Here is a 24,387-nt window from a genome sequence, read left to right on the forward strand (position 1 = left end):
TACGACGGTACGCCCGGCGTCGGGCCTGGGGCACGGCGGCCGGTCAGCCGACGGCGGGGGAGATCAGCACCTTCCGATGGTCGTTGGGCGCCGACAGTTCGGTGAACACACGATGCACCGCATCGAGCCCGACGATCTCGCTGACCAGTGTCGACGACCCCACCGCGCCGCGGTTCAGTTCACCGGCAGCGGTGTCGAACTCGGCCTTCGTGTAGTAGGAGACGAAGTCCATCGACGCCTCCTTGACGATACCGGCGACGGGCATGAAGTGGTCGTCGCTCAGGCACACGCCGGCGACGACGATTCGTCCGTGCGTGCTCACCGCGTCGAGAGCCGCGGCGATCATCCCGGGTTTGCCGACGCATTCGATCACCACGTCGAATCCGTCCCGGATCTGCTCGATCACCGACTCCGGTGTGTGGACCTCGGACGCGCCGGCATCGAGTGCCGCGGCGCGACGACCGGGGGAGGGGTCGGAACAGATGACCTCGCCCGCGGTCCCGCGCGACAACCAGTGCAGCACAGCTGTCCCCACCGGACCGGCACCGAGGACGAGGACGCGGTCGCCGGATTCGACCGCAGCGCGCGTGACGGCGTGCAGGCCGACCGCGAGGGGTTCGACCAGTGCGCCTTCGACCGGGTCGATGCCGTCGATGCGCACGCTCTCGGCGGCACCGACGACGACGTACTCGGCCAAGGCGCCCGGCAACACACCCAGTCCGAGCGTGCGCGCGGACGGGCACCGCGCGACGTCGCCGGTCAGACAGGCGCGACACCGGTGGCAGCCTCGGACAGGCATCGACGCGACCTGGTCACCGACGCGGAACCCCGGCGCCGCGTCGGGGCCGACCGCTGCGACCTCACCCGCGAACTCGTGACCCATCACGGTGCCGGCGGGCAGGAACGGTGCGGTCGACAGATCGGAGCCGCAGATGCCGTTCGCGGCGACCCGGAGCACGAGTTCGCCGGGGCCGGGCGTCGGATCGGGGAGTTCGACTACCTCGAAGCCGTCTGCCGAGGTCACCGCCGCCCGCATCGCCTCAGCCCGCCGACCAGCGCACCGGCGGGGCGTCGAGCGCCGATCGCGGCACGATGAAGACGCCCTCGGCCTCGCAGGTCACGCCCTCCGCGTCGGAGATGGTGCCGCGCGCGATGCGTTTGCGGCCGGTCTCCTCGGTGACCCAGGCCCGCGCGGTCAGCGCGCCCAGCCGGGTCGGACGGAGGTAGCGGATGGTGATGGTCCCGGTGTAGCAGGCGCTCTCGTAGCTGGCGGCGTTGCCGAGGAGGTGGTCCAGAAGCATCGCGCAGACACCGCCGTGCACACATCCCGGCGGGCCCTCGTAGGCCGCGCCCAGGGTGAACTCACAGCGCACCCCGTCGTCGACATGTTCGACGTTCAGCGGCGGCGCGAGGGCGTTGCGTACCCCGATGACCGCGTTTCCCCAGGCCATACCGGTGTTCTCGCGCGTGTGTCGCACCCCGTACGGCCCGTCCATCTGCTCTGACCGCAGATCGGCGACGATCTCGGCGATCCGCCGCTGGGCGACGGCGAGGGCGTCCTCACCGACTTCGGTCCTGATTACCGCGTCGACCAGGTCGCGGACGGTGCCGGTCAGGGGTGTGTAGACCCCGCGACGGCGCTCGACCTCGGCTTCGGTGATGTCCTCGAGGATGAACTGCATATGGCTACCCATCAGTAGGTGTGGCATAGGTAACGCCGAGTGGCAACTCCCACTAGAACGTGTTCTAATTCAACACTAGAACGTGTTCTAGTTTTTCGTTTTCGTGGACATCGACCACCGGCTCATCCAGCCCGCGGGTGACAGGAGCGGTGATCCGCGACCGAAGACACAATCACAGGAGTTACGACGATGAGTGCCGGCACCTTCGACCTCACCGCCCGCGACGAGACATGGGTCAAGCGGGTCCTGCCCGTCCTGAGACTCGTGGCCAAGAGATACTTCCGCTCCGAGGTCCGGGGCATGGACCGGGTCCCCGACGGCGGCGTCCTACTGGTCTCCAACCACTCCGGCGGCCTGATGGCCTTCGACGTCCCGGTGATCAGCGTGGCCTTCGCCGACGAGTTCGGTGCCGATCGTCCGCTCTACACCCTGGCCCACGACCTGATCTTCACCGGTGCGGGCAAGGACGTCTTCGGGAAGTTCGGCTTCCTGCCTGCCCATCCGAAGAACGCCGTCGCCGCGCTCAAGGCCGGCGCCGCGACCATCGTGTTCCCCGGTGGTGAGTGGGAGGTGCTGCGTCCCAGCAGTCAGTCCGCGACCATCGACTTCCACGGTCGAACCGGCTACATCCGCACGGCCCTCGAGGCGGGCGTCCCGATCGTCCCCATCGTCACCATCGGCGGCCAGGAGACCCAGCTCTTCCTCAACCGCGGTGACGCCCTCGCCAAACTGCTCAAGCTGGACAAGCTGCTGCGCATCGACAGTGCGCCATTCGCCTTCGGCTTCCCGTTCGGGCTCACCGCGCATTTCCCGCCCAACATCCCGTTGCCCTCGAAGCTCGTCACCGAGGTCCTCGACCCCATCGACATCACCGCCGAGTTCGGGACGAATCCCGACCACGGCGAGGTGGACCAGATGATCCGCAAGCGCATGCAGCACGCCCTCGACGGGCTCGCCCGCGAGCGCCGGTTCCCGGTTCTCGGCTGACCACAACAAAGGAGATCGACGATGATCAACCAGCTCCGCGATCGCGTCACCACCTACACGTGGCTCGTTCGCACCCTCATCCGAAGTGGCTTCCTCGGCTCACTGCGACTCGACCGGTACATCCGGATGGGTCTCAACCTGCGGCGCCACGGCGGCGCCTCCCCGGTCAGCGGCATCGGTCTCGCCGCAGCTCGCGCCCCGAAGGGGCTCGCCCTCGTCGATGAGGCGGGTGAGCTGACGTGGGGAGAGCTCGACGCCCGCTGCGACGCACTGGCCGTCGGACTGCGCGAGCTCCCCGGCACTTCGGTGAACACCGTCGCCATCCTCTGCCGCAACCACCGCGGCCTCATCGAGGCCCTCGCCGCGACATCGCGACTCGGCGCCGACGCGGTGCTGCTCAACACCGGATTCGCCGGACCGCAGCTCGCCGACGTCCTCGAACGTGAGGGGGCCGACGTCCTGATCGCCGACGACGAGTTCGACGCGGTCGTCGCCCCTGCGGCAGAACGACTTCCGAATGTCCGCCGCATCCACGCCTGGACCGAGTCCGGCCCGGTCTCCGCTGACACGATCGACTCGCTCATCGACGCGAACCTCGGTCGACGCCCCGCGCGACCCGAACGTGCCGGCCGCATCGTGCTGCTGACCTCGGGCACCACCGGCACCCCGAAGGGTGCACGACGGGGTGGCAGCACCGACATCGCCTCACTGGCCGCGATGCTCGACCGCATCCCCTGGCGCGCAGGCGAATCCACGGTCATCGCCGCACCCATCTTCCACGCCTGGGGATTCGGGCAGGTGGCCATCTCGGCAACCATGACGTGCACGATGATCATGCGTCGGCGTTTCGACCCCGAGGCCACACTGGATCTCGTCCGCGACCACGAGGCGACCGGGCTCGCCGTCGTGCCCGTGATGCTCGAACGCATCATGGACCTGCCCGACGACGTTCTCGACGCCCACCCGATGCCGAGTCTTCGCTTCGCGACGGCCAGCGGTTCGCGGATGCGGACCGACGCCCTGATCGCCTTCCTCGACCGCTTCGGCGACGTCGTCTACAACAGCTACAACGCCACCGAGGCCGGCCTGATCAGCACCGCCACCCCGGAGGACCTGCGCGTCGCGCCGGACACCGCGGGTCGCCCGCTGACCGGCACCAGCGTCCGCATCCTCGACGACGACGATCGGGAGCTGCCGACCGGCGAGATCGGTCGCATCGTGGTCGCCAACAACTCCGGTTTCGACGGCTACACCACCGCCGACACCAAGGCGTTCAGCGACGGGCACATGGTGTCGGGTGACGTCGGACGGATCGACGAGAACGGCCGGCTGTTCGTCGTGGGCCGCGACGACGAGATGATCGTGTCCGGTGGCGAGAACGTCTACCCGCTCGAGGTCGAGCAGGTCATCGGCGCGCTCGAAGAGGTCCACGAGGTCGCGGTGATCGGCGTCGACGACGAGAAGTTCGGACAGCGCCTGGCCGCCTACGTGGTGCGCGCCCCGCAGACCCTCATCGGTGCCGACCAGATCCGACAGCACGTCAAGGAACAGCTGGCCGGGTTCAAGGTCCCCCGCGACGTCCACTTCCTCGACGAGCTGCCCCGCAACGCCACCGGCAAGATCCTCAAGCGTGATCTGCTCTCCGCTGCCCCGGAACGAAAGGTGAGCTGAACGATGAACGCACGCAACACGCCCCGCGTCACCGAGCTGTTCGCCGGCGCCGGCGGCGTCCCGCACGACGCCGAGCGGATGACCGGTCCGGATTCGCTGATGCTCAACATGGAATCCCCGTCGAATCCGATGCACACGCTGAAGGTCGCGGTGCTCGACACGAGCCGGCGTGACCGTCCGCTCACCCTCGACGAGATCGGCGACGTGATCCCGCGCTATCTCGGGATGTTCCCGCGCGCCACCCAGCGGGTGCGCTGGGTACCCGGATGCTCTGCTCGCCCGTTCTGGGTGCAGGACAACGCCTTCGACGTCACCCGTCACATCGACGAGATGGCGGCCGCAGCCCCGGGAGGGCGCGCCGAGCTCGACGCGGTCCTGTCCGAACTCGCCGTGCGGCAGCTCGACCGCGACCTGCCGCTCTGGGGGCTCACCCTCGTCCACGGTCTCGAGGGAGGCCGTCAAGCCATCGTGGTCCGCGTCCACCACGCGGTGGCCGACGGGCTGGCTGCGCTCAACACCTTCATGGCGGCCACCGCCGAACCCGGCGAGCGGGTTCACCCGGCACCGATCCCCGAGGCCCTCGGCCAGGACACGCAGACCCTCACGAAGGCGGCACGCGCGGAGTCGCGGCGCCTGGTCCGTCGACTCCCGTCCGTGGTCTCGGCGGGGCGGCGCGCGGTGCGGGCGCGACGCACGGCGGCCAACGGTGACCTGATCCCCAAGCCGCTGACGGTGCGTCGCACCAGCTTCAACGCCCGCAGCGGGGCCGACCGCGTGTGTGCGTCGGCCGACATCGCACTCGCAGACGTCCAGCGGATCGCGCTGGCCGCGGGCACCACGGTGAACGGTGCGCTCCACGGCGTGATCGCCGGAGCGATCCGCAACGAGCTCCTCGCCCGGGGTGAGGAACCCGGTAACTCCGTGACCATCTTCGGGGTCTGCAAGGACCTCGCGTCGAATCGGGTGCACGGCAACGAGATCGCCACCGCCATGGCGTATCTGCGCTCCGACCTCGCCGATCCCGTCGAGCGGATCGTCGCGACGGGCGAGAGCTGCGGGGCCACTGTCGCCTGTCGTCGAGAAGTCGGTTTCGAACTGACCGAGAAGCTCTCGACCTACACCGGCCGGCTCGGCCCGCTGTTCCGCGGGCTGGCCGCCAATGTGATGCCGCTGGTGATGAACAACATCACCACCGCCAACATGCCCGGCCCGCGGACGACGCGCTGGATCGGTGACATCGAAGTGGTCGACTGGATCTCGTTCGCACTGGCCATTGCGCCCGCGGATGTGAACCTGACGACCTACAGTTACGCCGGACGGCTCAGCATGGGGCTCATCGCGACACCGGAATCCATGCCTGATCCGGCCGGGTTCCTCCGCCGGGTCGTCGAGGCCGTCGACGAGGCGACCGATGCTCTCGGTATCGGCGCCATGGCGCAGGAGGCCAGTTGATCGACTGGGAGACCGAGCGGGCCCGGCTGGGATTGTTCGCGGGCGTGCTGCCCCGCGCGATCGGCAGCTCGTTGGCCGCGAGACGGGGAAATCCGGAGACGGGTATCCCGGCTGCCGGCTGCGGACCGCGGCAGATCGGGGAGACCGCGATCGACGAGATGTTCATCGCGATCAACTCCGTGATCCGGGACATCCCGCCGATGGAGTCGGTCGAGGACATGGTGGCGCGATGCGCCGACGTCGCCGAGGAGTTCGTACGCCTCGGACCCGCTGGGATTCATCGGGATCCGGGTCCGCCCCGCATACTCTCGCGCGACCGCAAGGTCTTCGGTACCACGTCGTTCGAGCACATCGACTTCTCCGTCGACGCGACGCTGCCGGCGTCGGTGGCGTCCCTCGACCCGTATGCCGACGGCATCTCGTCGGTCCGGGTGATGACCAAGAACCGGGCCGGTACCCGATGGCTCATCTGGGTGCACGGTGCGGCGCAGGGGCGGCCGGACGATCTGTACGCCTTCCGGGCGGCCCACCTGCACAAGAAGCTCGGCTACGACGTCGCCTTCCCAGTGCTGCCCGCACACGGTGGTCGGCGCGTGACGAAGGTGTCCTACCCGGGTTTCGACCCCCTCGTGAACACGCTCATCACCATCCGCGCCGTCGCCGAGATCCGGTCGTTGATCAGCTGGATCGAGCAGCACGACCCCGCCGAGATCGCCATCGCCGGGACATCTCTGGGTGGGCCGATCGCCGCGCTGGTCGCCTCGATGGACCCGCGGGTCGCCACCGTTCTCGCGGTGGTGCCGATGCTGGACATGCACGCGACGCTGGCCCACCACATGTCCCGCGGCGGACCCAAGGGTGAGCACCTCGCATCGTTGATGCGCGACGAGTCGGTGCGGGAGGTCGCGAGTGTCATCAGCCCGCTGCGGGTCCAACCGATCGCGCCGCCCGATCGCCGGATGGTCGTCGCGGCTCTCAACGACCGCGTGACCTGGGTGTCGGCGGCACAGCAACTCCACCAACACTGGGGCGGTCGCATCCACTGGTACCCCGGAAGCCATGTCGGGCACGCCATCTCGACCGGCATCCGGCACGCGACGGACGGTTTCCTCAGCGAACCCGCCCGCCCCGCCGGCCCGGCGGCGGAAGGCCGGCGCGCGGCGTTCTGAGTCGGTTTTCCGTGACGGGGTGCGCGCTACTCGGGCACCGACTCCGGGTTCGCGTCGGCGATCAGTTCGTCACGGTCTTCGACGAGCACGAATCCTGCGGCGATGGCCGCGTCGGCGGCGTCGCGGTAGTGCTTCTCGTATTCGTCGCGGGTGCCGTAGCGTTCGGCGAGGAGATGTTCCGGCACCGGGTGGGTCGACCCGAACAGCAGACAGAGTCGGGAGATCGGTTCGGAGACAACACCGCTCAGCACCTGGGTCGGTGCGTCGACGCAGGGGGTGCGGACGCCGCCGAGAACGTTGCCGATGTCGTCGACCTCGAACTCGGGCTCGGGAGTCGTGACGCCTCGGAGACGCAACGGGTCGGCGGCGGGTGGCGGATTCCCGCCGCCGGCCCACGCACGGAGGTGGCGGAGGCCGGCGCGCAGCACGAAGCGCTGCTGACCGCGGTTCACCGGGTCGGGGCAGCCGAGGAATTCCTCGAAGTCACCGATCTGATGCAGGTCGGCATGCGAGGTGCCGGCGATCTCCCACACCCGCAGACGACCGGTGTCCGGTTGGCGCACGAGGTGGTAGCGGAAGTTGGTCAGCACATCGGTCTCGGTCTGGACGACGAGAACCGGCGCGTCGAGATCGGTGCGGATCGTGGTGGGTTCGCCGCTGAACACGGTGCTCACGTCGATCCCGGTACCGACCTCGCCCGCGGGAAGCTCTGCAGCAGCGCGACTGTGGATGAGGAACCCGTCGAAATCCCCATCTCCGGCAACCGCATTGACGTAGGTGGTCAGTGCCATCGCAGACTGGGATTCGCCGACCGCGAGCACCGAGCCGACGGTGAGCCCGGCGAGCGGGTGGTCCGGGGTCGGGCTCTCTCCGGAGTGGTCACCGCGGACCGCGAGGCCGATCGAACGGAAGATGTCGTAGCAGTACGCATCACCGGGATGATGCAGGCCTGCATAGCGATCGGGGTCCTTGGCGGCGAGGCTCTGGGGTTCACCGGTGGCGACGCCCACTGAACCGGTGCCGCCCTCGACGCCGACGTACTGCGCCGACACTCCCACCCAGGCATAGCCGGCACGCACCAGCTCGGCGGCGAGATACGAGTACTCCGGTGCGGCATCGCTGCCGCTGCTCACGTTCAGCCACTCCACGACGGCGCAGCCGTTGAACGCGGCCGCGTCGGCGGGGCGTCGGACGACGAGGCGCGTCGTGAACTCGGCCGGTGGCGTGTCCGCGTCGCCGACGAGCCGCCGGGCCAGTCCCGACGCCGCGTACTCGGTGTCGGTGTATCCGGCGGCCACGAGGTCGGGGACCGGCGAGGCGCTCAAAAGCGACGAACCCTTGCCGTCGGTCAGGGGGCGAAATGTGATCTGCTGGTTCACTTCTGCTTCCGGTGCTTCTTGATGACCTCACCGAACATGAAGTGCATCTTGGTTCCCTGGGGCCAGCCGATGTAGTAGCAGAGGAAGAGGCTGATCTCCTCGAGCTGCTCGGGCGTGAGTTCGCCGTTGCCGAGTGCGGCGCCGGCCTGGATCTCGGCGACGTCGATGTTGTTGCTCGCCGCGAGTGCACCGAGCAGTATCAGTCGCCGATCCCGGTCGGAGAGGCCCTCGCGCGCCCACACGTTGCCGAACACCTGGTCGGCGGTGTGGGCGAAGTAATCGCCGGGACCGTCGCTCATCTCCCAGCCGTAGACCTCGGACATCCGCTTGAGGCCGCGTTTGCGCACCTCGTCGGGCGCTTCGTCGGAGATGTTGGAGCGGGTCATGCGGTTTCTCCTTCGAGGTGGGGGACACCGAGTCCGGGGGCCAGCTCGCGGAGTGCGATCTGGCCGAGGGGCAGATCGACGCCGAGGTCGTCGGCGAGTGCGAGTGCCAACGACAGGTCCTTCTCGCCCAGTGTACGAACGCCGGTGAAGATGCCGTACCACGGATCGTCGGCGTCGAGTGTCGCCGTGGTCTCGCGCAGCATGATGGCGCCGGCACCGCCGGTGATGGCGTCGGTGTGCCGAACGACCCTGCCCAGCTTGGTGATGTCGAGCCCGGCGGCCTCGGCGAGTCGCGCGGCTTCGGTGGTGGCGGTGAACGAGATGAAGTGCAGGAGGTTGCGGGCGAGCTTCATCTTGGTGCCCGCGCCGACCTCGGCTCCCGCGTGCACGAGCATGTCCGAGGTGAGCCGGAAGGGCTCCTTCAGCTTCTCGTAGGCGTCGCGCGGGCCGCCGACCATGATCGCCAGCCGTCCCGACGCCGCGCCCATCGCACCGCCGGAGATCGGGGCGTCGAGAAGGATGACATCGCGTTCTGCGCACTGCTTCGCGAGATCGATCGCGGTGTCCGGGCCGATGGTCGAGTGGACGGTGATGATGGTGCCCGGGCGGGCCGTCGACAGGAGTCCGTCGGCACCGGTGACCACCGACCGGACCTGCTCGTCGTTCAGGACGCAGATACCGATGATGTCGGCGGCGGAGGCGAGTTCGGCGAGCGAACCGGCCGCCTTCGCACCCTTGTCGACGACCTTGGCGATCGCCTCCTCCGACAGGTCGAACACCGTGAGGCCGCCCGGCCAGGCGGCCAGGCTGCCGGCCATCGGGCCACCGATGTTGCCGAGGCCGACGTACCCCAGCCGGATCGGGGTCTCCTCTGTCATGACCGGATGACCTGCCCGCCGTCCACGTTGAAGATCTGCCCGGTGATCCAGCCGGCCTCCTCGGACAGCAGGAACAGGCACATCCCGACGAGATCTTCCGGCGTGCCGAACCGCTTGAGCGGCAGACGGTTCACGATGTCGGCGACCATCTCCTTGGGCGTGGTGGTGCGGGTGGCCTCGGTGTCGATGGGGCCGGGGGCGATCGCGTTGACGCGGATGTTCTGGCCGCCGAGTTCGGTCGCGAGCTGCTGGGTCAGGCCGTTGACGCCGACCTTCGCCAGACCGTAGAAGCCGCTGTACAGCCATGCGGCGGTGGAGGACTGGTTGACGATCGCCCCGCCGCCGTTGGTCATGTGCGGGTAGACCGCGCGGGTCACGTTGAGCGCACCGTCGAGGTTCACGCTCATGAACTTCTTGTAGTAGTCCCACGGCACGGTGATGAGGAAATCGAGCTTCATCCCGCCGTAGATCGCAGCGTTGTTGACCAGGCCGTCGATCGAACCGTAGGCGTCGACAGTCGCCGCGGCGAGAGCTTTCGCCGACTCCTCGTCGGCGACATCGGTGCTGACGTACAGGCCACCGATGTCGGCGGCGACCTGCTTGCCCTTCTCGTCGGCGAGGTCGGCGACCACGACGTTGGCGCCCTCGGCGGCCAGTGCCCGTGCGTAGGCCTCACCGATACCGCCGGCGGCGCCGGTCACGATGATGGTCTTGTTCTCGAAACGCTTGGAACTCATTGTCCTGCTTCCTGTATTGGTATTGCTCCCTGAGGTGCGAGCTTGCGAGTGTTTCTCGCTCCCTGAGGTGCGAGCTTGCGAGCCACGAAGGGTCAGGCGGGCCGCGCGACGGCCTTGGTCTCCAGGTATTCCTCGAATCCGGCGACGCCCATCTCGCGACCGATGCCGGACTGTTTGTAGCCGCCGAACGGGACGTCGGCGGAATACCAGATGCCGCCGTTGACGCCCATGGTGCCGGTGCGAACACCGTTGACCACCTTGTTGATCCGATTCTCGTCGGTGCCGTAGACCATGCCCGACAGTCCGTAGGGTGAGTCGTTGGCGATGCGGATCGCGTCGTCGTCGCCGTCGTGGGCGATGATCACCAGGACCGGACCGAAGATCTCCTCCTGCGCGACGCGTGCCGAGTTGTCGAGTCCGGAGATCAGCGTCGGTTCGACGAAGAAGCCCCTGGATTTGTCGGCCGGACGGCCGCCGCCGATCTCGATCGTGCCGCCTTCCTGCTTGGCGATCTCGATGTAGGACTCGACGCGTTGACGCTGGCGCTCGGAGATCAGCGGCCCGCAGATCGTGCCCGAACTCGTCGGGTCACCGGCCGGCAGACCGGCCAATGCGTCGCGGGTCGCGGTGATCGCCTCGTCGAGCTTGGTGCGCGGGACCACGAGTCGCGTGGTGATCGCACAGCCCTGACCGGCGTGGGTGACGACGTTGAAAGCGGCCATCGCGCAGGCCGAACCGATGTCGGCGTCGTCGAGCACGATGAACGCGGACTTACCGCCCAGCTCGAGGAAGACCTTCTTCAACGACTCCGACGCCGCGGCCATCACCCTCTTGCCGGTCGCGGTGGAGCCGGTGAAAGAGACGAGGTCGACGCGGGGATCGGTGGACAGCTGCTCGCCGAGCCGGTGGTCGGTGGAGGTGACGATGTTCAGGACGCCGGGCGGGAAGTCGGTCTCCTCGGCGACGACCTTGCCGACCAGTGCTGCGCACCACGGGGTGTCGGGTGCGGGTTTGAGGACGACGGTGCACCCGGCGGCGATGGCCGGCCCGATCTTGGCGAAGTTGATCTGGTGCGGGAAGTTCCACGGGGTGATCGCCCCGACGACGCCGATCGCTTCCGACCGCAGCTCACGATGGTTCTTGATGCCCATCGGCTTGGCCGTGCCGAGATCGCGTGACCACTCGTAACTCTCGGCGAGATCGGCGAAGTAGCCGAGATCGGTGACGGGACCCTCGAATTGCGGGCCGTGGGTGAGGAACGACGGGCAACCGACCTCGGCGATCGTCAGCTCCCGGAACTCGTCGGTGTGGGCGAGCAGGGCGTCGCGGAGCTGGCGAAGGCAGCGGGCACGGAAGGCGTGGTCCCGCGACCAGTCGGTGGTGTCGAAGGCGGTGCGCGCGGCGGCGATCGCGGCGTCCATGTCGGCGGCGGTGGCCTCGGCGGCCTGCCCGATGACCTCCTCGGTCGCCGGGTTGACGACGTCGAAGACACCACCGCTGCCGGGGGTGAGTTTGCCGTCGATCAACAGGTCCGACGCGGATTCGGGGCGAAGGGTCATGAGCTGGAACTCCATCTGGACAGGTGTCTGGACTCGCGTTCAAACCTAGTGTAGCGTGGCTCACATGTCCAGCCCCGTGTCCCAGGAATCCACACGTCGCCGCCTGACACAGCAGCAGGCCGAGACGGTCGCGCGACTCACCGACGCGGCGGTCGACGTGTTGAACGCTGAGGGGTTCGACGGGCTCACCGTGCGTTCGGTGGCCAAGCTCGCGGGCGTCGCGCCCGCCACGGCGTACACGTACTTCTCGTCGAAGAGCCACCTGGTGGCCGAGGTCTTCTGGCGTCGGCTGTCCGCGGGCGTCTCCGAACCCGACCCGGCCGCCACGCCGGCCGAGCGGGTCGCCCAGGTGCTCCGCGAGGTCGCCCTCGTCGTCGCCGGAGAGGGGCAGCTCGGCGGCGCGGTCACCGTTGCGCTGCTGGGAACCGATCCCGACGTCGAGCATCTGCGCGTTCGCATCGGCGCGTTCATCCGTCGGCGTCTGGCGGCCGCGCTCGAGGAAGACCCGGAGAATCCGGGTCCACTGCTCGACACCCTGGAGATGATCTACTCCGGCGGCCTCGTCTACGCCGGCATGGGGCACATGACCTATGAGCAGACATCCGAACGTCTTGTCGCCGCAGCACATCTACTGATGGAGAAGTGATGACCGAAACGACATCGGTGCCGGGGATGGAGCGGGCGCTCCCCTTCGACCCGTATGCCTACGACTTTCACGAGGATCCGTATCCGACCTATGCGCGGCTCCGCCGGGAGTCGCCGGTCTACTACAACGCCGAGATGAACTTCTGGGCCCTGGCCAACCACGCCGACGTCCGCGCGGGATTCCGTGATGTGCAACGGTTCTCGAACAGCTGGGGCGTGTCGATGGACCCCTCGGCGTACGGGCCCGACGCGCACAAGTCGATGTCCTTCCTCGCGATGGACGACCCCAAGCACATGCGGATCCGCAAGCTCGTGTCGAAGGGCTTCACGCCGCGCCGTGTCAACGACCTGACCGGCCGGATCACCGCGCTGACGCACCAGCACTGGAGCAAGTGCCTCGACATGGGCGAGTTCGACTACGTCCACGACTTCGCCGCGCTCCTGCCGATGGATGTGGTCTCCGAGCTGCTGGGCGTTCCCGAGGCCGACCGTACGCATCTGCGTCACCAGTCCGATCTGCTCCTGCATCGCGAGGACGGCGTCCTCGACATCCCCGAGGCCGCGATCTACGCGTACATCGAACTTCACAAGTACTACTCGGAACTCATCGCCGACCGGCGGAAGAATCCCGGCGAGGATCTGGTCTCGGCCCTGATCGAGGCCGAGATCGACGACGACGAGACCGGGGAGAAGATCAAGCTCACCGAGGACGAGATCGTCGGCTTCATGGTGCTGATGGTGGTCGCGGGCAACGAGACGACCACCAAACTGCTTGCCAACGCGCTGTATTGGGGCTGGCGCAATCCCGACGAGCTCGCCAAGGTGTTCGCCGACCCCGAACTCGCGGTCCCGCAGTGGACCGAGGAGACGCTGCGCTACGACAACTCGACGCAGATCGTCGTGCGTCGCGTGGTCGAGGACGCACCGTACGGGGACTACGTGATCCCGGCCGGCGACCGCGTACTCCTCCTCGTCGGCTCGGCGAACCGCGATGAAGAGGTCTTCGGTCCGGACGCCGACAAGTACGACATCGGTCGCGACAACGGGCAGGCGCTGATGAGCTTCGGCCTCGGCGCGCACTTCTGCCTCGGCGCCCATCTCGCTCGCCTGGAGGCCAACATCGGTCTCGGCGAGGTGATCCGGTCGATCCGCTCGGTCGACATCGACATCGACAGGGCGGTCCGGGTGCACTCGGTCAACGTGCGCGGCTTCGCCGAACTCCCCGTGAAAGTGACGGTGCGCTGATGGCTTTTCGTCCTCATCCCGAACGTCGACCGGTTCTGGTCGCAGGAGCGTCGTCGGGAATCGGAGCGGCAACCGCCGAACACCTCGCCGCCGCAGGCCATCCGGTCGCCCTCGCGGCCCGGCGCGTCGAGAAGCTGCAGGAGTTGGCCGACAAGATCATCGCCGCGGGTGGCGAAGCGGTTGCGGTGCCGCTCGACGTGACCGACGAACAGTCGGTCATCGACTGTGTCGCGAAGGCGGAGGCCGCGCTGGGTGAACTCGAGATCGTTGTCGCCGGTGCCGGTGACCTCGCGGTCGGACTCTCCTATGAGACGAGCCCGGAGCACTTCGCCGATCAGGTCAACATCCACCTCACCGGCGCCTACCGCATCTACCGTGCGGTCATCGGCGGCATGATCGACCGTGCGCGAGGTGATTTCGTATTCATCGGCTCCGATGTCGTGCTCCATCCGCGGCCCTGGTCGTCGGCCTATGTGGCCGCGAAGTCGGGTATCGACGGACTGGTCTCGACCATCCAGCTCGAACTCGAGGGCACCGGCGTGCGTGCGGGTGTGGTCCGGCCGGGACAGACCTTGACCGGCATGGGCATGAATCTCGACCCGAAGACCACCGAGGACATGCTCAACGACTGGATCAAGCACGGTCTGGCGCGGCACGGCAACTTCCTCGAACCGCGCCACATCGCGCTCGCCGTCGCGGCCATGGTCACCATGCCGCGTGGCGCCCACATGCGCGCGGTCGAGGTGGAGGCCGAAGGGGCCGTCTCCCGCGACCGGAGTTCCGGCAAGACACAGCAAGACACACAGTCGACGAAGGACAAGGGGACCGATCGATGACCGCGATCACCGAATCAGGCCTGAAGAAGCCGCCTCGCGTTTCCGGGGGCGAGGGCGAACACGGACATCTCGACGAGCTCGCCACCGACCCGATCTCGCTGTTCTGGCGCGTCCGGGAGGAATGCGGCGACGTCGGCCTGTTCCAACTCGCCGACCGCGAGGTGGTGTTGGTGTCCGGGGCCGCGGCGAACGAGGAGTTCTTCCGCGCCCCCGAGGAGGACCTCGACCAGGCGGCCGCCTACCCGTTCATGACGCCGGTGTTCGGCGAGGGGGTCGTCTTCGACGCGAGTCCCGAGGAACGCTCCAAGGCGATCCACAACTCGGCCCTCAAGGGCGCCCACATGAAGCAGCACGCGGTGACGATCCCCAACGAGGTGGAGCGCATCATCGCCGAGTGGGGCGACGAGGGTGAGATCGACCTGCTCGACTTCTTCTCCGAACTGACGCTGTACACCTCGTCGGCGTGCCTCATCGGACGCAAGTTCCGCGAGCGTCTCAGCGCCCACATCGCCCACCTCTTCCACGACCTGGAGAAGGGCACCGACCCGATCGCCTACGTCGACTACAACGCCGACATCGAGAGCTTCCGCAAGCGCGACGAGGCACGCGCCGAGCTCGTCGAGTTCATCCAGGGCGTGATGGACGAGCGCATCGCGAACCCGACTCAGGACAAAGAAGATCGCGACCTGATGGACGTGCTCGTCCAGGTCGGCTTCGACGCGAACACGGTCACCGGCATGTTCATCTCGATGATGTTCGCCGGCCATCACACCACATCGGGCACCGCGGCCTGGACGCTGATCGAGTTGCTGCGCAACCCGGATTACATGAAGCGCGTATACGACGAACTCGACGAGATCTACGGCGACACCCCCGACGGCGAACGTCCCGAGTACACCTTTGCCCACACCCGGCAGATGCCGCAGCTCGAGAACGCGCTGAAGGAGGCGCTGCGACTGCACCCGCCGCTGATCATCCTGATGCGCGTGGTGCAGAAGAACTTCCATGTCGAGGACTACGAGATCGCCGCCGGTCAGTCGATCGCGGTGTCGCCCGCGGTCTCCAACCGTCTGCCCGAGGACTTCCCGGATGCCGACGCCTTCGACCCCGACCGGTACGAGAAGCCGCGGCAGGAGGATCTGGTCAACCGCTGGACCTGGATTCCGTTCGGCGCCGGCCGACACCGTTGTGTCGGTGCGCAGTTCGCGATCATGCAGCTGAAGGCGATCTTCTCGGTGCTGTTCCAGAACTACGAGTTCGAGATGTTGCAGCCGTCCGAGAGTTACCAGAACGACCACTCGAAGATGGTGGTTCAGCTGCAGCAGCCCTGCCGCGTTGCCTACCGCAAGCGTCAGGATCGCTGATGCGCGTCGAGGTCGATCTGGATCTGTGCCAGGGGCACGGCATGTGCGAGCTCGAGGCCCCCGAGGTCTTCGCCGCCCATATGGACCATGTGGAGATCCTCGACGCCAACCCCGACGAATCCCGGCGAGCCGAGGTCGAGGCCGCCGTGCAGTACTGCCCGACGCAAGCGTTGCGTCTCATCGAAGATGACGAGTGAAGGTGGAACACATGTCTTTTGACCGTGCGGAACTGGAAGAGATGAAGGAACGGTGGCTGGCCGCCAACATCGAGGCGGAGAAGGCGGGGGACTGGAAGCCGCTCGCCGAGTTCTACACCGAGGACGCCACCTACGGCTGGAACTACGGCCCCAAGAAGGACTTCATGGCCGTGGGCCGCGAAGAGATCCGCGAGCTCGCGCTCGGTCAGGAGATGGAGGGCCTCGAGGGCTGGGAGTATCCGTATCAGGCATGGGTCATCGACGAGAAGACCGGCGACATGATCGGCCTCTGGAAGCAGGTCAACGAGGGCACCCGTGAGGACGGCAGCCATTACGCGCTCGAGGGCATCCAGGGCAGCTGGTTCAAGTACGGCGGCAACTTCCAGTTCTCCTGGCAGCGTGACTTCTTCGACTACGGCAACGTCTCCGCCCTGTTCATCGAGATGATGAAGAACAACGCGATGAGCGACGGAATGCTCAAGCGGGTGGAGAAGGCGGCGCCGGGCAACCTGCCGGGGTGGTACGACTTCGGTAAGGCGCCGGTCGCGTTCTGGTGACCTGACATGACTTCCACAGCCCCGACCTATCAAGGTCTGAGTCAGGCGCAGCTCGCCGTCCTGGTCCCCGAACTCCTGCTGTCCGGTCAGATGATCGACCGCAGCGGTATGGCCCACCTCATCAGCGCTTTCGGTCGAGATGTGATGGGCAGGATCGCCATCGAGGAATGGATGGCCGCGAGCCCGGTGTACACGCATCGCGTTCGGACGGCACTCGGAGTCGACGGTGACGGCGTTGAGGACATGTTCAAATGTCTCCAGCTCGACATCGGTGCACCGCCGCAGTTCATGGACTTCCGGTACCGCGTCGACGACAAGTACCACGGATCATTCATCCTCGATCATTGCGGCGCCCTGCTCGACGTCGAACCGCTCGGCGACGAGTACGTCACGACGATGTGCCACGACATCGAGGACCCGACCTTCGACGCGACGGCCATCGCGACCAACCGCCGGGCGCGTATCCGACCGGTGCATCGGCCACCTCGACGCCCCGTCGACCGGACTCCGCACTGCGAGTGGACGGTCACCATCGAACCGGACCGCGACGAACTGCCGCTTCCCCCGGATGCCGAGGAGATGTTCGGGACGCGCGCCGGCCAGATCGAGCTGTCCGCGATCGACGCGGCGTCGACCGACGGCTGGGTCGACTACCGAGGGCCACTCGTCGAGGATCTGCAGTTCGCGGAGTGGTCGACGTCGGCACTGGCGCGGATCGCGGAAGAGGTTGCGCTGCAACATCAGCTGCTGTCCCTCGGCTTCCTGATCAGCCTGCGGCGGTATGCGGAGAGCGAAGATCAGGTCGTCGAGATCTTCCGTAAGCAGCTGATCGGGATCGCCGGTCTCGCGGCGGACCGGATTCGCGCGGCCCTCGAGCTGTCGACAGACGCCGAAGGCCTGGCGCAGGTGCTGGCGCTGCATCCGTGCTTCGGGCCGGCGCAGTACACCGGTCTGACCGCGACCGCCGACGGCGACACCGTCTCCGTCCGGCTGCCCAGGGAATCCGATGCCATGACCGACGGCGGGTGGATGTCGATCCTCACGCCGGATCATCTGGAACCGCTGCAGGCCGCCGCCACCGCGGTGAGCCCGTACCTGCGTGTCGAGGGTGCCGTCGAGACCGAGGATGCGCTCGAGATCCGGATCGTCACGTCGGACACGGCGCAGAAGGAGAGCGGCGAGGTGGCGATCGCACGGTTCAGCGGCGGCGCGAGTTTCGAGTTCGTCGATCGAGGCCGCTCGATCCCGATCACGCCGGTCGGCAGCTCGGCGTGAATCCGGACGGCGGCTGGTCTCCCGGGGCTGCCGGACTGGGCGGCCGGGTCGCCGTGATCGCGGGCGCCACCCGCGGGATCGGCCTCGCGGTGGCGTATGCGCTGGCAGGCCAGGGAGTTTCGGTCGTCGTCAACGGACGTGACGGAGATGCGCTCGAGGAGACCGTCGCGGAGATCCGCGGCGGCGGGGGACAGGCCGTCGGCGTCCGCGGCTCGGCCGGTGACGACGCCGTCGCCCAGCAGATGGTCGACGCCGCGCTCGGCGAGTTCGGCGCACTCGACATCGCCATCAACTGCGCGGGCATCGCCGAACCCGCCGGGTCGACGGTCCTGACCATCACCCCCGACGAGTTCCGGGCCCAGGTGGACGCACACCTCATGTCTGCGTTCCACCTCCTCCAGGCCGCGGGACGGGTCTTCGTCGAGCAGGGTTCGGGGTCGATCGTGCTCACCGGCTCGGCTGCGTCGCTCGGGATGTTCGGCGGCAGCGGCTATCCCGCGGCGAAGGGCGGCGTCAACGCGCTGGCCCTCGCCGCCGCCGCGGACCTGGCCGAACACCACGTCCGGGTCAACGTCGTGATGCCCGGCGCCAAGTCGCGGCTGTCGACCGGCGACGACTATGTCGCCCACATCGAGGGCCTGCATCGTCGGGGGATTCTCGATGACCTGACCCGGGAGGCCGCCCTCGATCCGGCGCCGCCGGAATACGTGGCACCGCTGTACGTCTTCCTGGCCAGCGACGTCGCCGAGCACGTCACCGGCAGCATCTTCAGCGCCGCAGGCGGTTTCATCGGACGGTTCGAGACACAGCAGGCGAGCTTCATCGCCTACCGCGATCACAAGGACACCTCGCCGTACAGCCTCGGCGAGCTGGCGGAGTTGCTGGGCTGATCCCCAAACCCACCCCTTTTCCGTAAACTCACCGCCCTGCGAGAGGGCGCGTTTACCGAAGATGGGTGGGTGTGCGTCAGGCCCGGCGGGCGGCCCGGCGCTCCACCCAGAACCGTGCACCCTCGGCGATCGCTTCCATCACCGGGCGCGGCGTCCAGCCCAGGTCGCGCTCGGCCTTGCCGTGGTCCATCTCGGACATGAAGTGCATCAGCCGCACCGACGGCACGGTCAGCTGGACGGGCTTCCGGCTGATGGCTGCCCGCGCCGAGCCTGCCGCGCCGGCGGCGTACAGAGCCGCCCGATTGAGCACGAGACGCGGAGGTTCCCGACGCGCGGCGCGGGCGGCGATCTCCACGACCTCACCGGTGTCGATGGATCGCTCGGCGACGATGTACCGCTCGCCCACCTCACCCCGCTCGGCCGCCAGGACGAGTGCGCGAGCCGCGTCGTCGATGCCCACCGACTCGGCCCGGCAACCGCGGATGGTGAACGGCAGCTTGCCCAGTGCCGCACCGGCGACGAAAGAGCCATGGGGAGTGGGCTGCCAATCGCCCGGGCCGTAGGTGTTGGCGACGCACATCGCGACCCCCGGCACCGCCCCGTCCTGGGAACAGCTCAACAGCAGGTTCTCCCCGGCCACCCGGCTCTTCACGTAATCCGGTGCGTGCTTCGACCAGTTGAACTCGTCGTCCTCGGTGGCACGACGATCCTTCACCCGCCCGATGGTGGCGGCGGTACTGGTGAAGACGAACTTGCGCAGCGGCTGTTCGGCGGCGACGTCCAGCACCGCCCGCAGGCCGTCGACATTTGTTCGGTACAGCGGTGCCGGATCCCGCAGCCAGGCACGGGTGTCGACGGCGCAGTGGAACACCACGTCGCAGCCGTCCATCGCCGCGCGCACCGAGTCGGCGTCGAAGAGGTCGCCGGTGACGTGCTCGAAGTCCAGGCCGGACAGCGTGCGGAGATCGCTGGTCGGACGCGTGAGGACGCGTACGTCGTCCTCGTTCCCGACGAGATGACGGACCAGTCGGGCACCGAGGAAACCGTTGCCGCCGACGACGAGCTTCATCGTCCGGCCAGACCGCCCGGCACGAGATCCTCGATCGCGGCCGCGCTGCGGGACAGCATCGCGTCGAACATGGCGGTGCCGCGTTCGGTGGGTTGCGCGGCGGCCGAACCGAAGACGATGATCAGCGGCGCCTGGATGAGGTTGGCGACGTAGTCGTCCCAGCACTCGTCGAGCGTGTAGTCGGTGACGCCCTCGGTGACCACCGCACGGTGATACGACGCGACGATGCCGCGTTCGTGCTTTCGACGATCCTCGGTGGTCAGGCTGGTGCTGAGTAGAAAGGCGATGTCGCGCAGCGGGTTACCGGTGGTGATGGTCTGCCAGTCGATGACCGTCACATCGCCGGTCGGGCTGAACAGCACGTTGTCCACACGTAGGTCTCCGTGGATGAGTGCGGTGTTCCGCAGAGGCGCGACCAGCCAGTCGCCGGCCTCGCGGACCAGCCAGTCGATGGCCGCCGAACTCTGCAGGTCGGGCGAGAAGCGGTCGCGGTAGACGTCGGCCATCGGGGCGAGGATCGTCTCCATCATCTCGCGTTCGGCGGCACCGGGCAGCGGCATCTCCTCGAGCAGTGCGGCGTCGTTCCAGCGGGGTGCGTGCAGACCGGCCGCCGCCACGGCGACCGACTCCGCCTGTGCCGGCGTGCATCCGGTGATCTGGTCGCCCTGCACCGCGTCGCCCATGTCCTCGAGCAGGAGCACGAACTCGGTGGCCGGGTCGGAGATGGTGGCGGCGTAACACCGCGGGATCGGGACGGTGAAGCCCGCGGCCAGATCACGGTAGAACCGGACCTCGTTGCGGAACACCCCGGACCCGAACTCCCGCTGCTCGGGAGCGCCGGTGGCCAGCTTGGCGACCATGGTGGCGGGCAGATCCGTCGGACCGGAGTGTTCGAGTGTCAGCCGATACGACCCGGCCATCTGCCCGGTCCCGACAGCCTCGGCGGTGACCGCGGTGATCGACGCGTCGTGGCCGTTCTCGCCGAGGAAGTCCGTCAGCCACGTCGCCGTGAGTTGCTCGACGCTCGTGGGTATCTCGAGGGTCTCCGTCACGAGGGCATCCTTCCGGGGTTGACCGGTAGTCCGACCGCGCGGTCGGGGCGAATGTCGCGGTAGGCCGAGACCACCGGCGCCAGTTCGGTTGGCGTCGCGCCGTGCAGGATCACCGAGTCGACACCGAGAGCGAACTGCTCGGCGACCGTCTTCGCGCAGTCCGACGGCGAGCCGGTCGCCGAGTCGGCGACCCACGCCTCGGGGATGGCTTCGGCCAGTTCGGCGAGTTCGTCGGCGGTGGCGGTGGCGTCGATGGGGCCTCGAGCACCGGTGAAAGCGGTTGTCGCCCGGACGTGTTCGAGATCGGCGGGGTCCCACTGGTTGGCACCCATGAGCTGGTCGGGGTAACCCTGCAGGTACGTCGCGAGGCGCCCGTACAAGCGGCGCATCCGGTCGGCGGGGTCCAGTTCGTCGGACACGGTCGCCACGACCGACCAGATCCGGATCGACGCCGGATCGCGTCCGGCGCGTTCGGCCGCCCCGCGCACGTGGGAGACGGCCCGCCGGGTGGCGTCGGCGCTGAAGTACGTGTGCAGCACGACGCCGTCGGCGATCTCACCGGCGAGTTCGAGGGTCCGGGGACTCATCGTCACGAGCATCACCGGCGGCGGGGACTCCAGGGTCACCCCGAGGCTGAGCAACGGGTACGAACCGATGGGCCCGTCGTGACCGATGACCATCTCACCGGCCCACAGCTTGCGGAGCAGCCCGGTGATGTCGCGCAGGGCCGCACCGGTGACGAGCGGGACGCCGAGGATCTGCCACTGCGGGGTGATCCCGCGTCCGAGCCCGAGAGCGAAACGGCCGCCGGACACCTCGGCCAGGGTGGCACCCATCGTCGCGGTGATGATGGGATGCCGGGTGTTGTGGTTGGTTGCCGCCGTGGCGATCCCGAGGTTCTCGGTCGCTCCGGCGAGGGCGCCGCACAGGGCGGCCGCGTCCTTGACGTTGAACCGCTCCGAGACGAATGCCGTCCCGAGTCCGATCTCGTCGGCGAGCCGCGCCTCGCCGGCGAGTTCGCGCGGGGTGACCGGGTGCCGGGAGAGTGCGTAGTAGCCGAGCTCGGTGAGCTGATCCATGGACTCAGGCGCTCGCGCTGACAGCAGCGCGGTACTCCTGCGACCGCGCCTCGCGCACCCAGAGGGTGCCATCGCCGGCGCTCGCGCCCTCCTGCTTCAGGGTGCGCTTGAGGATCTTGTTGGTGGCGGTCGTGGGCAGGTCGTCGGCGATCCGCACGTACCTCGGCCACGCCTTCGGTGACAGGTCTGCCTGCGCGGCAAGCTGTCCGGCGAAGGACTCCGGGCTCAGTGAGGCACCGTCCTGCAGCACGACGGCAGCCATCACGGCGTCACCGACGTGTTCGTCGGGCACCGCATACACCGCGACGCGGTTGATCTCGGGCACCCGCAGGAGGATTCGCTCGATCGGTCCGGCGGCGAGGTTCTCGCCGTCGACGCGCATCCAGTCGCCGGTACGGCCGGCCAGGTAGATCCATCCGTCGGCGTCCTTGTAGGCGAGGTCGCCGGACCAGTACATCCCGTGACGCAGACGCTCGTTGGTGGCGTCGGAGTCGTTGTAGTACCCCATGAACATCCCGCCGCCTTCGATGTTCACCAGCTCGCCGATTGCCTCGTCGGGGTTGAGAAGTGCTCCGGTGTGGTCGAATTCGGCGGGAGGACACTCGGTGATCGTCGAGGAGTTGTAGACCGCGACGTTGGGGAAGCCGCGGCCGATCGAACCGTGCGGGGTGCCCGGCTCGCGGGTGATGATGATTGCGAGTTCGGTGGAGCCGAACCCGTCCCAGACTGTGCAGCCGAAACGCCGCGAGAATTCGTCGATGTCCCGGTCGGTGGCCTCGTTGCCGAAGGCGACGCGCAGAGGATTGTCGGCGTCGTCGGGCTTCTCCTCGGTGGCGAGGATGTAGGCGAGGGGCTTGCCGACGTAGTTCATGTACGTCGCGTTGTAGCGGCGGATGTCGTCGAGGAAGGTCGACGCGGAGAACTTGGCCGGCGCGATCGCGGCTCCGCCGCACAGTGCGACGCAGTAGCCGCCCATCAGCGCGGCGCTGTGGAACAGCGGCATCGACAGGTAGCAGACGTCGCCGGGACCGATGTCGTACTTGTCGGCGAGGACGGGGCCCGCGAACGGGATCATCATGTGCGCGAACTGAACCGGCTTGGGGTTGCCGCTGGTGCCCGAGGTGAAGATCAGCATGAACGTGTCCATCGCGCCCGGCACGGAATGCGGTGTGAGTTCGCCCGCCCCGGCGACGAGGTCGGTCCACTGCGGGGTCGAGGTGTCCAGGACCGTGACGCCCGGGAGCTCCAGGCCCTCGAGGAGGGGGCGGTGCTCGGCATCGGTGATCAGGATCTGGCAGTCGGCGCGCAGGATGTCGGCGGCCAGGCCGTCGCCGCGTCGGGTGTTGTTGATGCCGGCGGTGACGTAGCCGCCGAGAGCTCCGGCCGCGAGCGCGATGAGCATGTCCGGGGTGTTCCCCAGCAGCGTGCCGATGTGCATCGGGCGAGAGGCGTCGGCCACGGACAGGATTGCGGCAGCGGTCTTCTCCGCGTCGCGGATGTACTCGCGCCACGTCCACCGGCGTCCCTCGTAGGTGATCGCCAGGTTGTCGTCGTCGGCTCGTGCCTGGAGGAGCTGGGTCACTGTCTCGGCCATGCGGCCAAATCTAGAACGTGTTCACCAGGTCCGTGTACAGATCTGAAATATTGTCTACTGCAACCGCGTCGGAGACGCCCGGGCAACACAGTCGGAGACGCCCGGGCAACACAGTCGGAGACGCCCGGGCAACACAGTCGGAGACGCCCGGAACAACTCGGTCGGGGACGCCGAAGCGTCCCCGACCGTAAAGGTGTGGTTGTTTGTCAGCGCTTGAAAGAGCCGCTTCCGGGCACGACGGTGAAGGTTCGGTCGTTCTTGCCGATGATCGTCGTGGTGAACTCGATGGAGCCGGCGCCGGTCGCGAGAGCCACGCCGTCCGACGGGCGTGCGTCGCTGCAGGCGTCGAAGACCTCGCTGCCGGTCTGGCCGGTGGACTTGTTGGTCCAGCTGATGCCGACGCGTGCGTCCTTGAGGTTGGTCGCGCAGGCTTCGGTCGGCGTCGTGTTCAGCGCGACCTGGGTGACACCCGGTTCGGTGGCGGATGCGAGGATCGAGGCGAGGAAGCCTCCGGTGACCCCGTTCGAGCCGACGGTGATGCCCGTGTTCGGGATCTGTTCGACGCTCAGCGCCAGCTCACCCGGCGCGGCCTGCGCGGTCGCAGCGCCCAACGTCATCGCACCGAATGCCGCAACGGCTCCGAGTCCAGCAATGGTCTTGCGTCCCATGTGTATCTCCCGTCAC

General features: G+C 67.9%; 24 protein-coding genes. 12 read left to right on the plus strand and 12 right to left on the minus strand.

What is annotated here, in order from left to right:
• Positions 1–43: 43 nt before the first annotated feature.
• Positions 44–1,036 carry an alcohol dehydrogenase catalytic domain-containing protein gene (locus C5O27_RS08645; RefSeq protein WP_127962481.1) on the minus strand — a complete coding sequence of 331 codons (993 nt, stop codon included), beginning with the start codon at positions 1,034–1,036 and terminating at the stop codon, positions 44–46.
• A 4-nt stretch (positions 1,037–1,040) separates the two neighbouring features.
• A complete protein-coding gene (locus C5O27_RS08650) occupies positions 1,041–1,682 on the minus strand; it encodes a PaaI family thioesterase (RefSeq protein WP_127962482.1) in 642 nt (213 codons plus the stop codon).
• A 189-nt stretch (positions 1,683–1,871) separates the two neighbouring features.
• On the opposite strand from C5O27_RS08650, the gene C5O27_RS08655 reads away from it, so the two are divergent.
• Genes C5O27_RS08655 through C5O27_RS08670 form a run of 4 tightly spaced genes read left to right on the plus strand, consistent with a single transcriptional unit; the run spans position 1,872 to position 6,961 of the window.
• A complete protein-coding gene (locus tag C5O27_RS08655; protein ID WP_127962483.1) occupies positions 1,872–2,669 on the plus strand; it encodes a 1-acyl-sn-glycerol-3-phosphate acyltransferase in 798 nt (265 codons plus the stop codon).
• Between the two features lie 21 nt (positions 2,670–2,690).
• On the plus strand, positions 2,691–4,340 hold the full coding sequence (locus C5O27_RS08660; RefSeq protein ID WP_127962484.1) for an AMP-binding protein: 1,650 nt from the start codon (positions 2,691–2,693) through the stop codon (positions 4,338–4,340).
• 3 nt (positions 4,341–4,343) lie between these two features.
• A complete protein-coding gene (locus C5O27_RS08665) occupies positions 4,344–5,792 on the plus strand; it encodes a wax ester/triacylglycerol synthase domain-containing protein (RefSeq protein ID WP_127962485.1) in 1,449 nt (482 codons plus the stop codon).
• The gene (locus C5O27_RS08670) at positions 5,789–6,961 is read left to right on the plus strand and encodes an alpha/beta hydrolase family protein (protein WP_127962486.1); all 1,173 of its coding nucleotides are present in this window, start codon (positions 5,789–5,791) and stop codon (positions 6,959–6,961) included. The genes C5O27_RS08665 and C5O27_RS08670 overlap by 4 nt, the downstream gene beginning before the upstream one ends.
• A gap of 26 nt (positions 6,962–6,987) precedes the next feature.
• On the opposite strand, the gene C5O27_RS08675 is transcribed toward C5O27_RS08670, so the two are convergent.
• The 5 genes from C5O27_RS08675 to C5O27_RS08695 form a co-directional block, all read right to left on the minus strand.
• Positions 6,988–8,340, minus strand: a complete 1,353-nt coding sequence (locus tag C5O27_RS08675; RefSeq protein ID WP_127962487.1) for an alpha/beta hydrolase domain-containing protein — start codon at positions 8,338–8,340, stop codon at positions 6,988–6,990.
• A complete protein-coding gene (locus tag C5O27_RS08680) occupies positions 8,337–8,726 on the minus strand; it encodes a carboxymuconolactone decarboxylase family protein (RefSeq protein ID WP_127962488.1) in 390 nt (129 codons plus the stop codon). Before C5O27_RS08680 ends, C5O27_RS08675 begins: the two co-directional genes overlap by 4 nt.
• The gene (locus tag C5O27_RS08685) at positions 8,723–9,604 is read right to left on the minus strand and encodes an NAD(P)-dependent oxidoreductase (RefSeq protein WP_006360316.1); all 882 of its coding nucleotides are present in this window, start codon (positions 9,602–9,604) and stop codon (positions 8,723–8,725) included. Before C5O27_RS08685 ends, C5O27_RS08680 begins: the two co-directional genes overlap by 4 nt.
• Positions 9,601–10,341, minus strand: a complete 741-nt coding sequence (locus C5O27_RS08690; RefSeq protein ID WP_006360315.1) for an SDR family oxidoreductase — start codon at positions 10,339–10,341, stop codon at positions 9,601–9,603. The genes C5O27_RS08685 and C5O27_RS08690 overlap by 4 nt, the downstream gene beginning before the upstream one ends.
• 92 nt (positions 10,342–10,433) lie before the next feature.
• Positions 10,434–11,900: an aldehyde dehydrogenase gene (locus C5O27_RS08695; protein ID WP_127962489.1), complete on the minus strand. Its 1,467-nt coding sequence runs from the start codon at positions 11,898–11,900 to the stop codon at positions 10,434–10,436.
• Positions 11,901–11,964: 64 nt separating this feature from the next.
• Between C5O27_RS08695 and C5O27_RS08700 the strand changes: the two genes are divergently transcribed.
• Genes C5O27_RS08700 through C5O27_RS08735 form a run of 8 tightly spaced genes read left to right on the plus strand, consistent with a single transcriptional unit; the run spans position 11,965 to position 18,909 of the window.
• On the plus strand, positions 11,965–12,546 hold the full coding sequence (locus C5O27_RS08700; protein ID WP_006360313.1) for a TetR/AcrR family transcriptional regulator: 582 nt from the start codon (positions 11,965–11,967) through the stop codon (positions 12,544–12,546).
• Positions 12,546–13,790, plus strand: coding sequence for a cytochrome P450 (locus C5O27_RS08705; protein ID WP_127962490.1), 1,245 nt, complete (start codon positions 12,546–12,548; stop codon positions 13,788–13,790). The genes C5O27_RS08700 and C5O27_RS08705 overlap by 1 nt, the downstream gene beginning before the upstream one ends.
• Entirely contained in the window at positions 13,790–14,626 is an 837-nt protein-coding gene (locus C5O27_RS08710; RefSeq protein WP_006360311.1) for an SDR family oxidoreductase, read from the plus strand. Before C5O27_RS08705 ends, C5O27_RS08710 begins: the two co-directional genes overlap by 1 nt.
• On the plus strand, positions 14,623–15,990 hold the full coding sequence (locus C5O27_RS08715) for a cytochrome P450 (protein ID WP_127962491.1): 1,368 nt from the start codon (positions 14,623–14,625) through the stop codon (positions 15,988–15,990). The genes C5O27_RS08710 and C5O27_RS08715 overlap by 4 nt, the downstream gene beginning before the upstream one ends.
• Positions 15,990–16,187: a ferredoxin gene (locus tag C5O27_RS08720; protein WP_006360309.1), complete on the plus strand. Its 198-nt coding sequence runs from the start codon at positions 15,990–15,992 to the stop codon at positions 16,185–16,187. The genes C5O27_RS08715 and C5O27_RS08720 overlap by 1 nt, the downstream gene beginning before the upstream one ends.
• An 11-nt stretch (positions 16,188–16,198) precedes the next feature.
• The gene (locus C5O27_RS08725) at positions 16,199–16,744 is read left to right on the plus strand and encodes a Cif family virulence factor (RefSeq protein ID WP_127962492.1); all 546 of its coding nucleotides are present in this window, start codon (positions 16,199–16,201) and stop codon (positions 16,742–16,744) included.
• A gap of 6 nt (positions 16,745–16,750) precedes the next feature.
• Positions 16,751–18,019 carry a hypothetical protein gene (locus C5O27_RS08730; protein WP_127962493.1) on the plus strand — a complete coding sequence of 423 codons (1,269 nt, stop codon included), beginning with the start codon at positions 16,751–16,753 and terminating at the stop codon, positions 18,017–18,019.
• Positions 18,016–18,909, plus strand: a complete 894-nt coding sequence (locus tag C5O27_RS08735) for an SDR family NAD(P)-dependent oxidoreductase (RefSeq protein ID WP_127962494.1) — start codon at positions 18,016–18,018, stop codon at positions 18,907–18,909. The genes C5O27_RS08730 and C5O27_RS08735 overlap by 4 nt, the downstream gene beginning before the upstream one ends.
• A gap of 76 nt (positions 18,910–18,985) precedes the next feature.
• On the opposite strand, the gene C5O27_RS08740 is transcribed toward C5O27_RS08735, so the two are convergent.
• The 5 genes from C5O27_RS08740 to C5O27_RS08760 all read right to left on the minus strand — a co-directional run bounded on the left by C5O27_RS08740 (position 18,986) and on the right by C5O27_RS08760 (position 24,371).
• The gene (locus tag C5O27_RS08740; protein WP_127962495.1) at positions 18,986–19,978 is read right to left on the minus strand and encodes an NAD-dependent epimerase/dehydratase family protein; all 993 of its coding nucleotides are present in this window, start codon (positions 19,976–19,978) and stop codon (positions 18,986–18,988) included.
• Positions 19,975–21,030, minus strand: coding sequence for a phosphotransferase family protein (locus C5O27_RS08745; RefSeq protein WP_127962496.1), 1,056 nt, complete (start codon positions 21,028–21,030; stop codon positions 19,975–19,977). Before C5O27_RS08745 ends, C5O27_RS08740 begins: the two co-directional genes overlap by 4 nt.
• Positions 21,027–22,109 (minus strand): TIGR03857 family LLM class F420-dependent oxidoreductase, encoded by a 1,083-nt coding sequence (locus tag C5O27_RS08750; protein WP_127962497.1) that lies wholly within the window; start codon positions 22,107–22,109, stop codon positions 21,027–21,029. Before C5O27_RS08750 ends, C5O27_RS08745 begins: the two co-directional genes overlap by 4 nt.
• Positions 22,110–22,113: 4 nt before the next feature.
• Positions 22,114–23,703, minus strand: coding sequence for a fatty-acid--CoA ligase FadD1 (fadD1, locus tag C5O27_RS08755; protein ID WP_127962498.1), 1,590 nt, complete (start codon positions 23,701–23,703; stop codon positions 22,114–22,116).
• Positions 23,704–23,909: 206 nt separating this feature from the next.
• Positions 23,910–24,371, minus strand: coding sequence for a hypothetical protein (locus C5O27_RS08760; protein ID WP_127962499.1), 462 nt, complete (start codon positions 24,369–24,371; stop codon positions 23,910–23,912).
• Positions 24,372–24,387: the final 16 nt, after the last annotated feature.

Origin of the sequence: Gordonia alkanivorans, assembly GCF_004011905.1 — a bacterium.
Lineage (GTDB): Bacteria > Actinomycetota > Actinomycetes > Mycobacteriales > Mycobacteriaceae > Gordonia > Gordonia alkanivorans.

Excerpts from the sequence above, each read along its gene's own strand:
- C5O27_RS08645 (WP_127962481.1), bottom strand. The coding sequence starts at position 1,036 with ATGCGGGCGGCGGTGACCTCGGCAGACGGCTTCGAGGTAGTCGAACTC.
- C5O27_RS08650 (WP_127962482.1), bottom strand. The coding sequence starts at position 1,682 with ATGCAGTTCATCCTCGAGGACATCACCGAAGCCGAGGTCGAGCGCCGT.
- C5O27_RS08655 (WP_127962483.1), top strand. The coding sequence starts at position 1,872 with ATGAGTGCCGGCACCTTCGACCTCACCGCCCGCGACGAGACATGGGTC.
- C5O27_RS08660 (WP_127962484.1), top strand. The coding sequence starts at position 2,691 with ATGATCAACCAGCTCCGCGATCGCGTCACCACCTACACGTGGCTCGTT.
- C5O27_RS08665 (WP_127962485.1), top strand. The coding sequence starts at position 4,344 with ATGAACGCACGCAACACGCCCCGCGTCACCGAGCTGTTCGCCGGCGCC.
- C5O27_RS08680 (WP_127962488.1), bottom strand. The coding sequence starts at position 8,726 with ATGACCCGCTCCAACATCTCCGACGAAGCGCCCGACGAGGTGCGCAAA.
- C5O27_RS08685 (WP_006360316.1), bottom strand. The coding sequence starts at position 9,604 with ATGACAGAGGAGACCCCGATCCGGCTGGGGTACGTCGGCCTCGGCAAC.
- C5O27_RS08690 (WP_006360315.1), bottom strand. The coding sequence starts at position 10,341 with ATGAGTTCCAAGCGTTTCGAGAACAAGACCATCATCGTGACCGGCGCC.
- C5O27_RS08695 (WP_127962489.1), bottom strand. The coding sequence starts at position 11,900 with ATGACCCTTCGCCCCGAATCCGCGTCGGACCTGTTGATCGACGGCAAA.
- C5O27_RS08700 (WP_006360313.1), top strand. The coding sequence starts at position 11,965 with ATGTCCAGCCCCGTGTCCCAGGAATCCACACGTCGCCGCCTGACACAG.
- C5O27_RS08705 (WP_127962490.1), top strand. The coding sequence starts at position 12,546 with ATGACCGAAACGACATCGGTGCCGGGGATGGAGCGGGCGCTCCCCTTC.
- C5O27_RS08710 (WP_006360311.1), top strand. The coding sequence starts at position 13,790 with ATGGCTTTTCGTCCTCATCCCGAACGTCGACCGGTTCTGGTCGCAGGA.
- C5O27_RS08715 (WP_127962491.1), top strand. The coding sequence starts at position 14,623 with ATGACCGCGATCACCGAATCAGGCCTGAAGAAGCCGCCTCGCGTTTCC.
- C5O27_RS08720 (WP_006360309.1), top strand. The coding sequence starts at position 15,990 with ATGCGCGTCGAGGTCGATCTGGATCTGTGCCAGGGGCACGGCATGTGC.
- C5O27_RS08725 (WP_127962492.1), top strand. The coding sequence starts at position 16,199 with ATGTCTTTTGACCGTGCGGAACTGGAAGAGATGAAGGAACGGTGGCTG.
- C5O27_RS08730 (WP_127962493.1), top strand. The coding sequence starts at position 16,751 with ATGACTTCCACAGCCCCGACCTATCAAGGTCTGAGTCAGGCGCAGCTC.
- C5O27_RS08740 (WP_127962495.1), bottom strand. The coding sequence starts at position 19,978 with ATGAAGCTCGTCGTCGGCGGCAACGGTTTCCTCGGTGCCCGACTGGTC.
- C5O27_RS08750 (WP_127962497.1), bottom strand. The coding sequence starts at position 22,109 with ATGGATCAGCTCACCGAGCTCGGCTACTACGCACTCTCCCGGCACCCG.
- fadD1 (WP_127962498.1), bottom strand. The coding sequence starts at position 23,703 with ATGGCCGAGACAGTGACCCAGCTCCTCCAGGCACGAGCCGACGACGAC.
- C5O27_RS08760 (WP_127962499.1), bottom strand. The coding sequence starts at position 24,371 with ATGGGACGCAAGACCATTGCTGGACTCGGAGCCGTTGCGGCATTCGGT.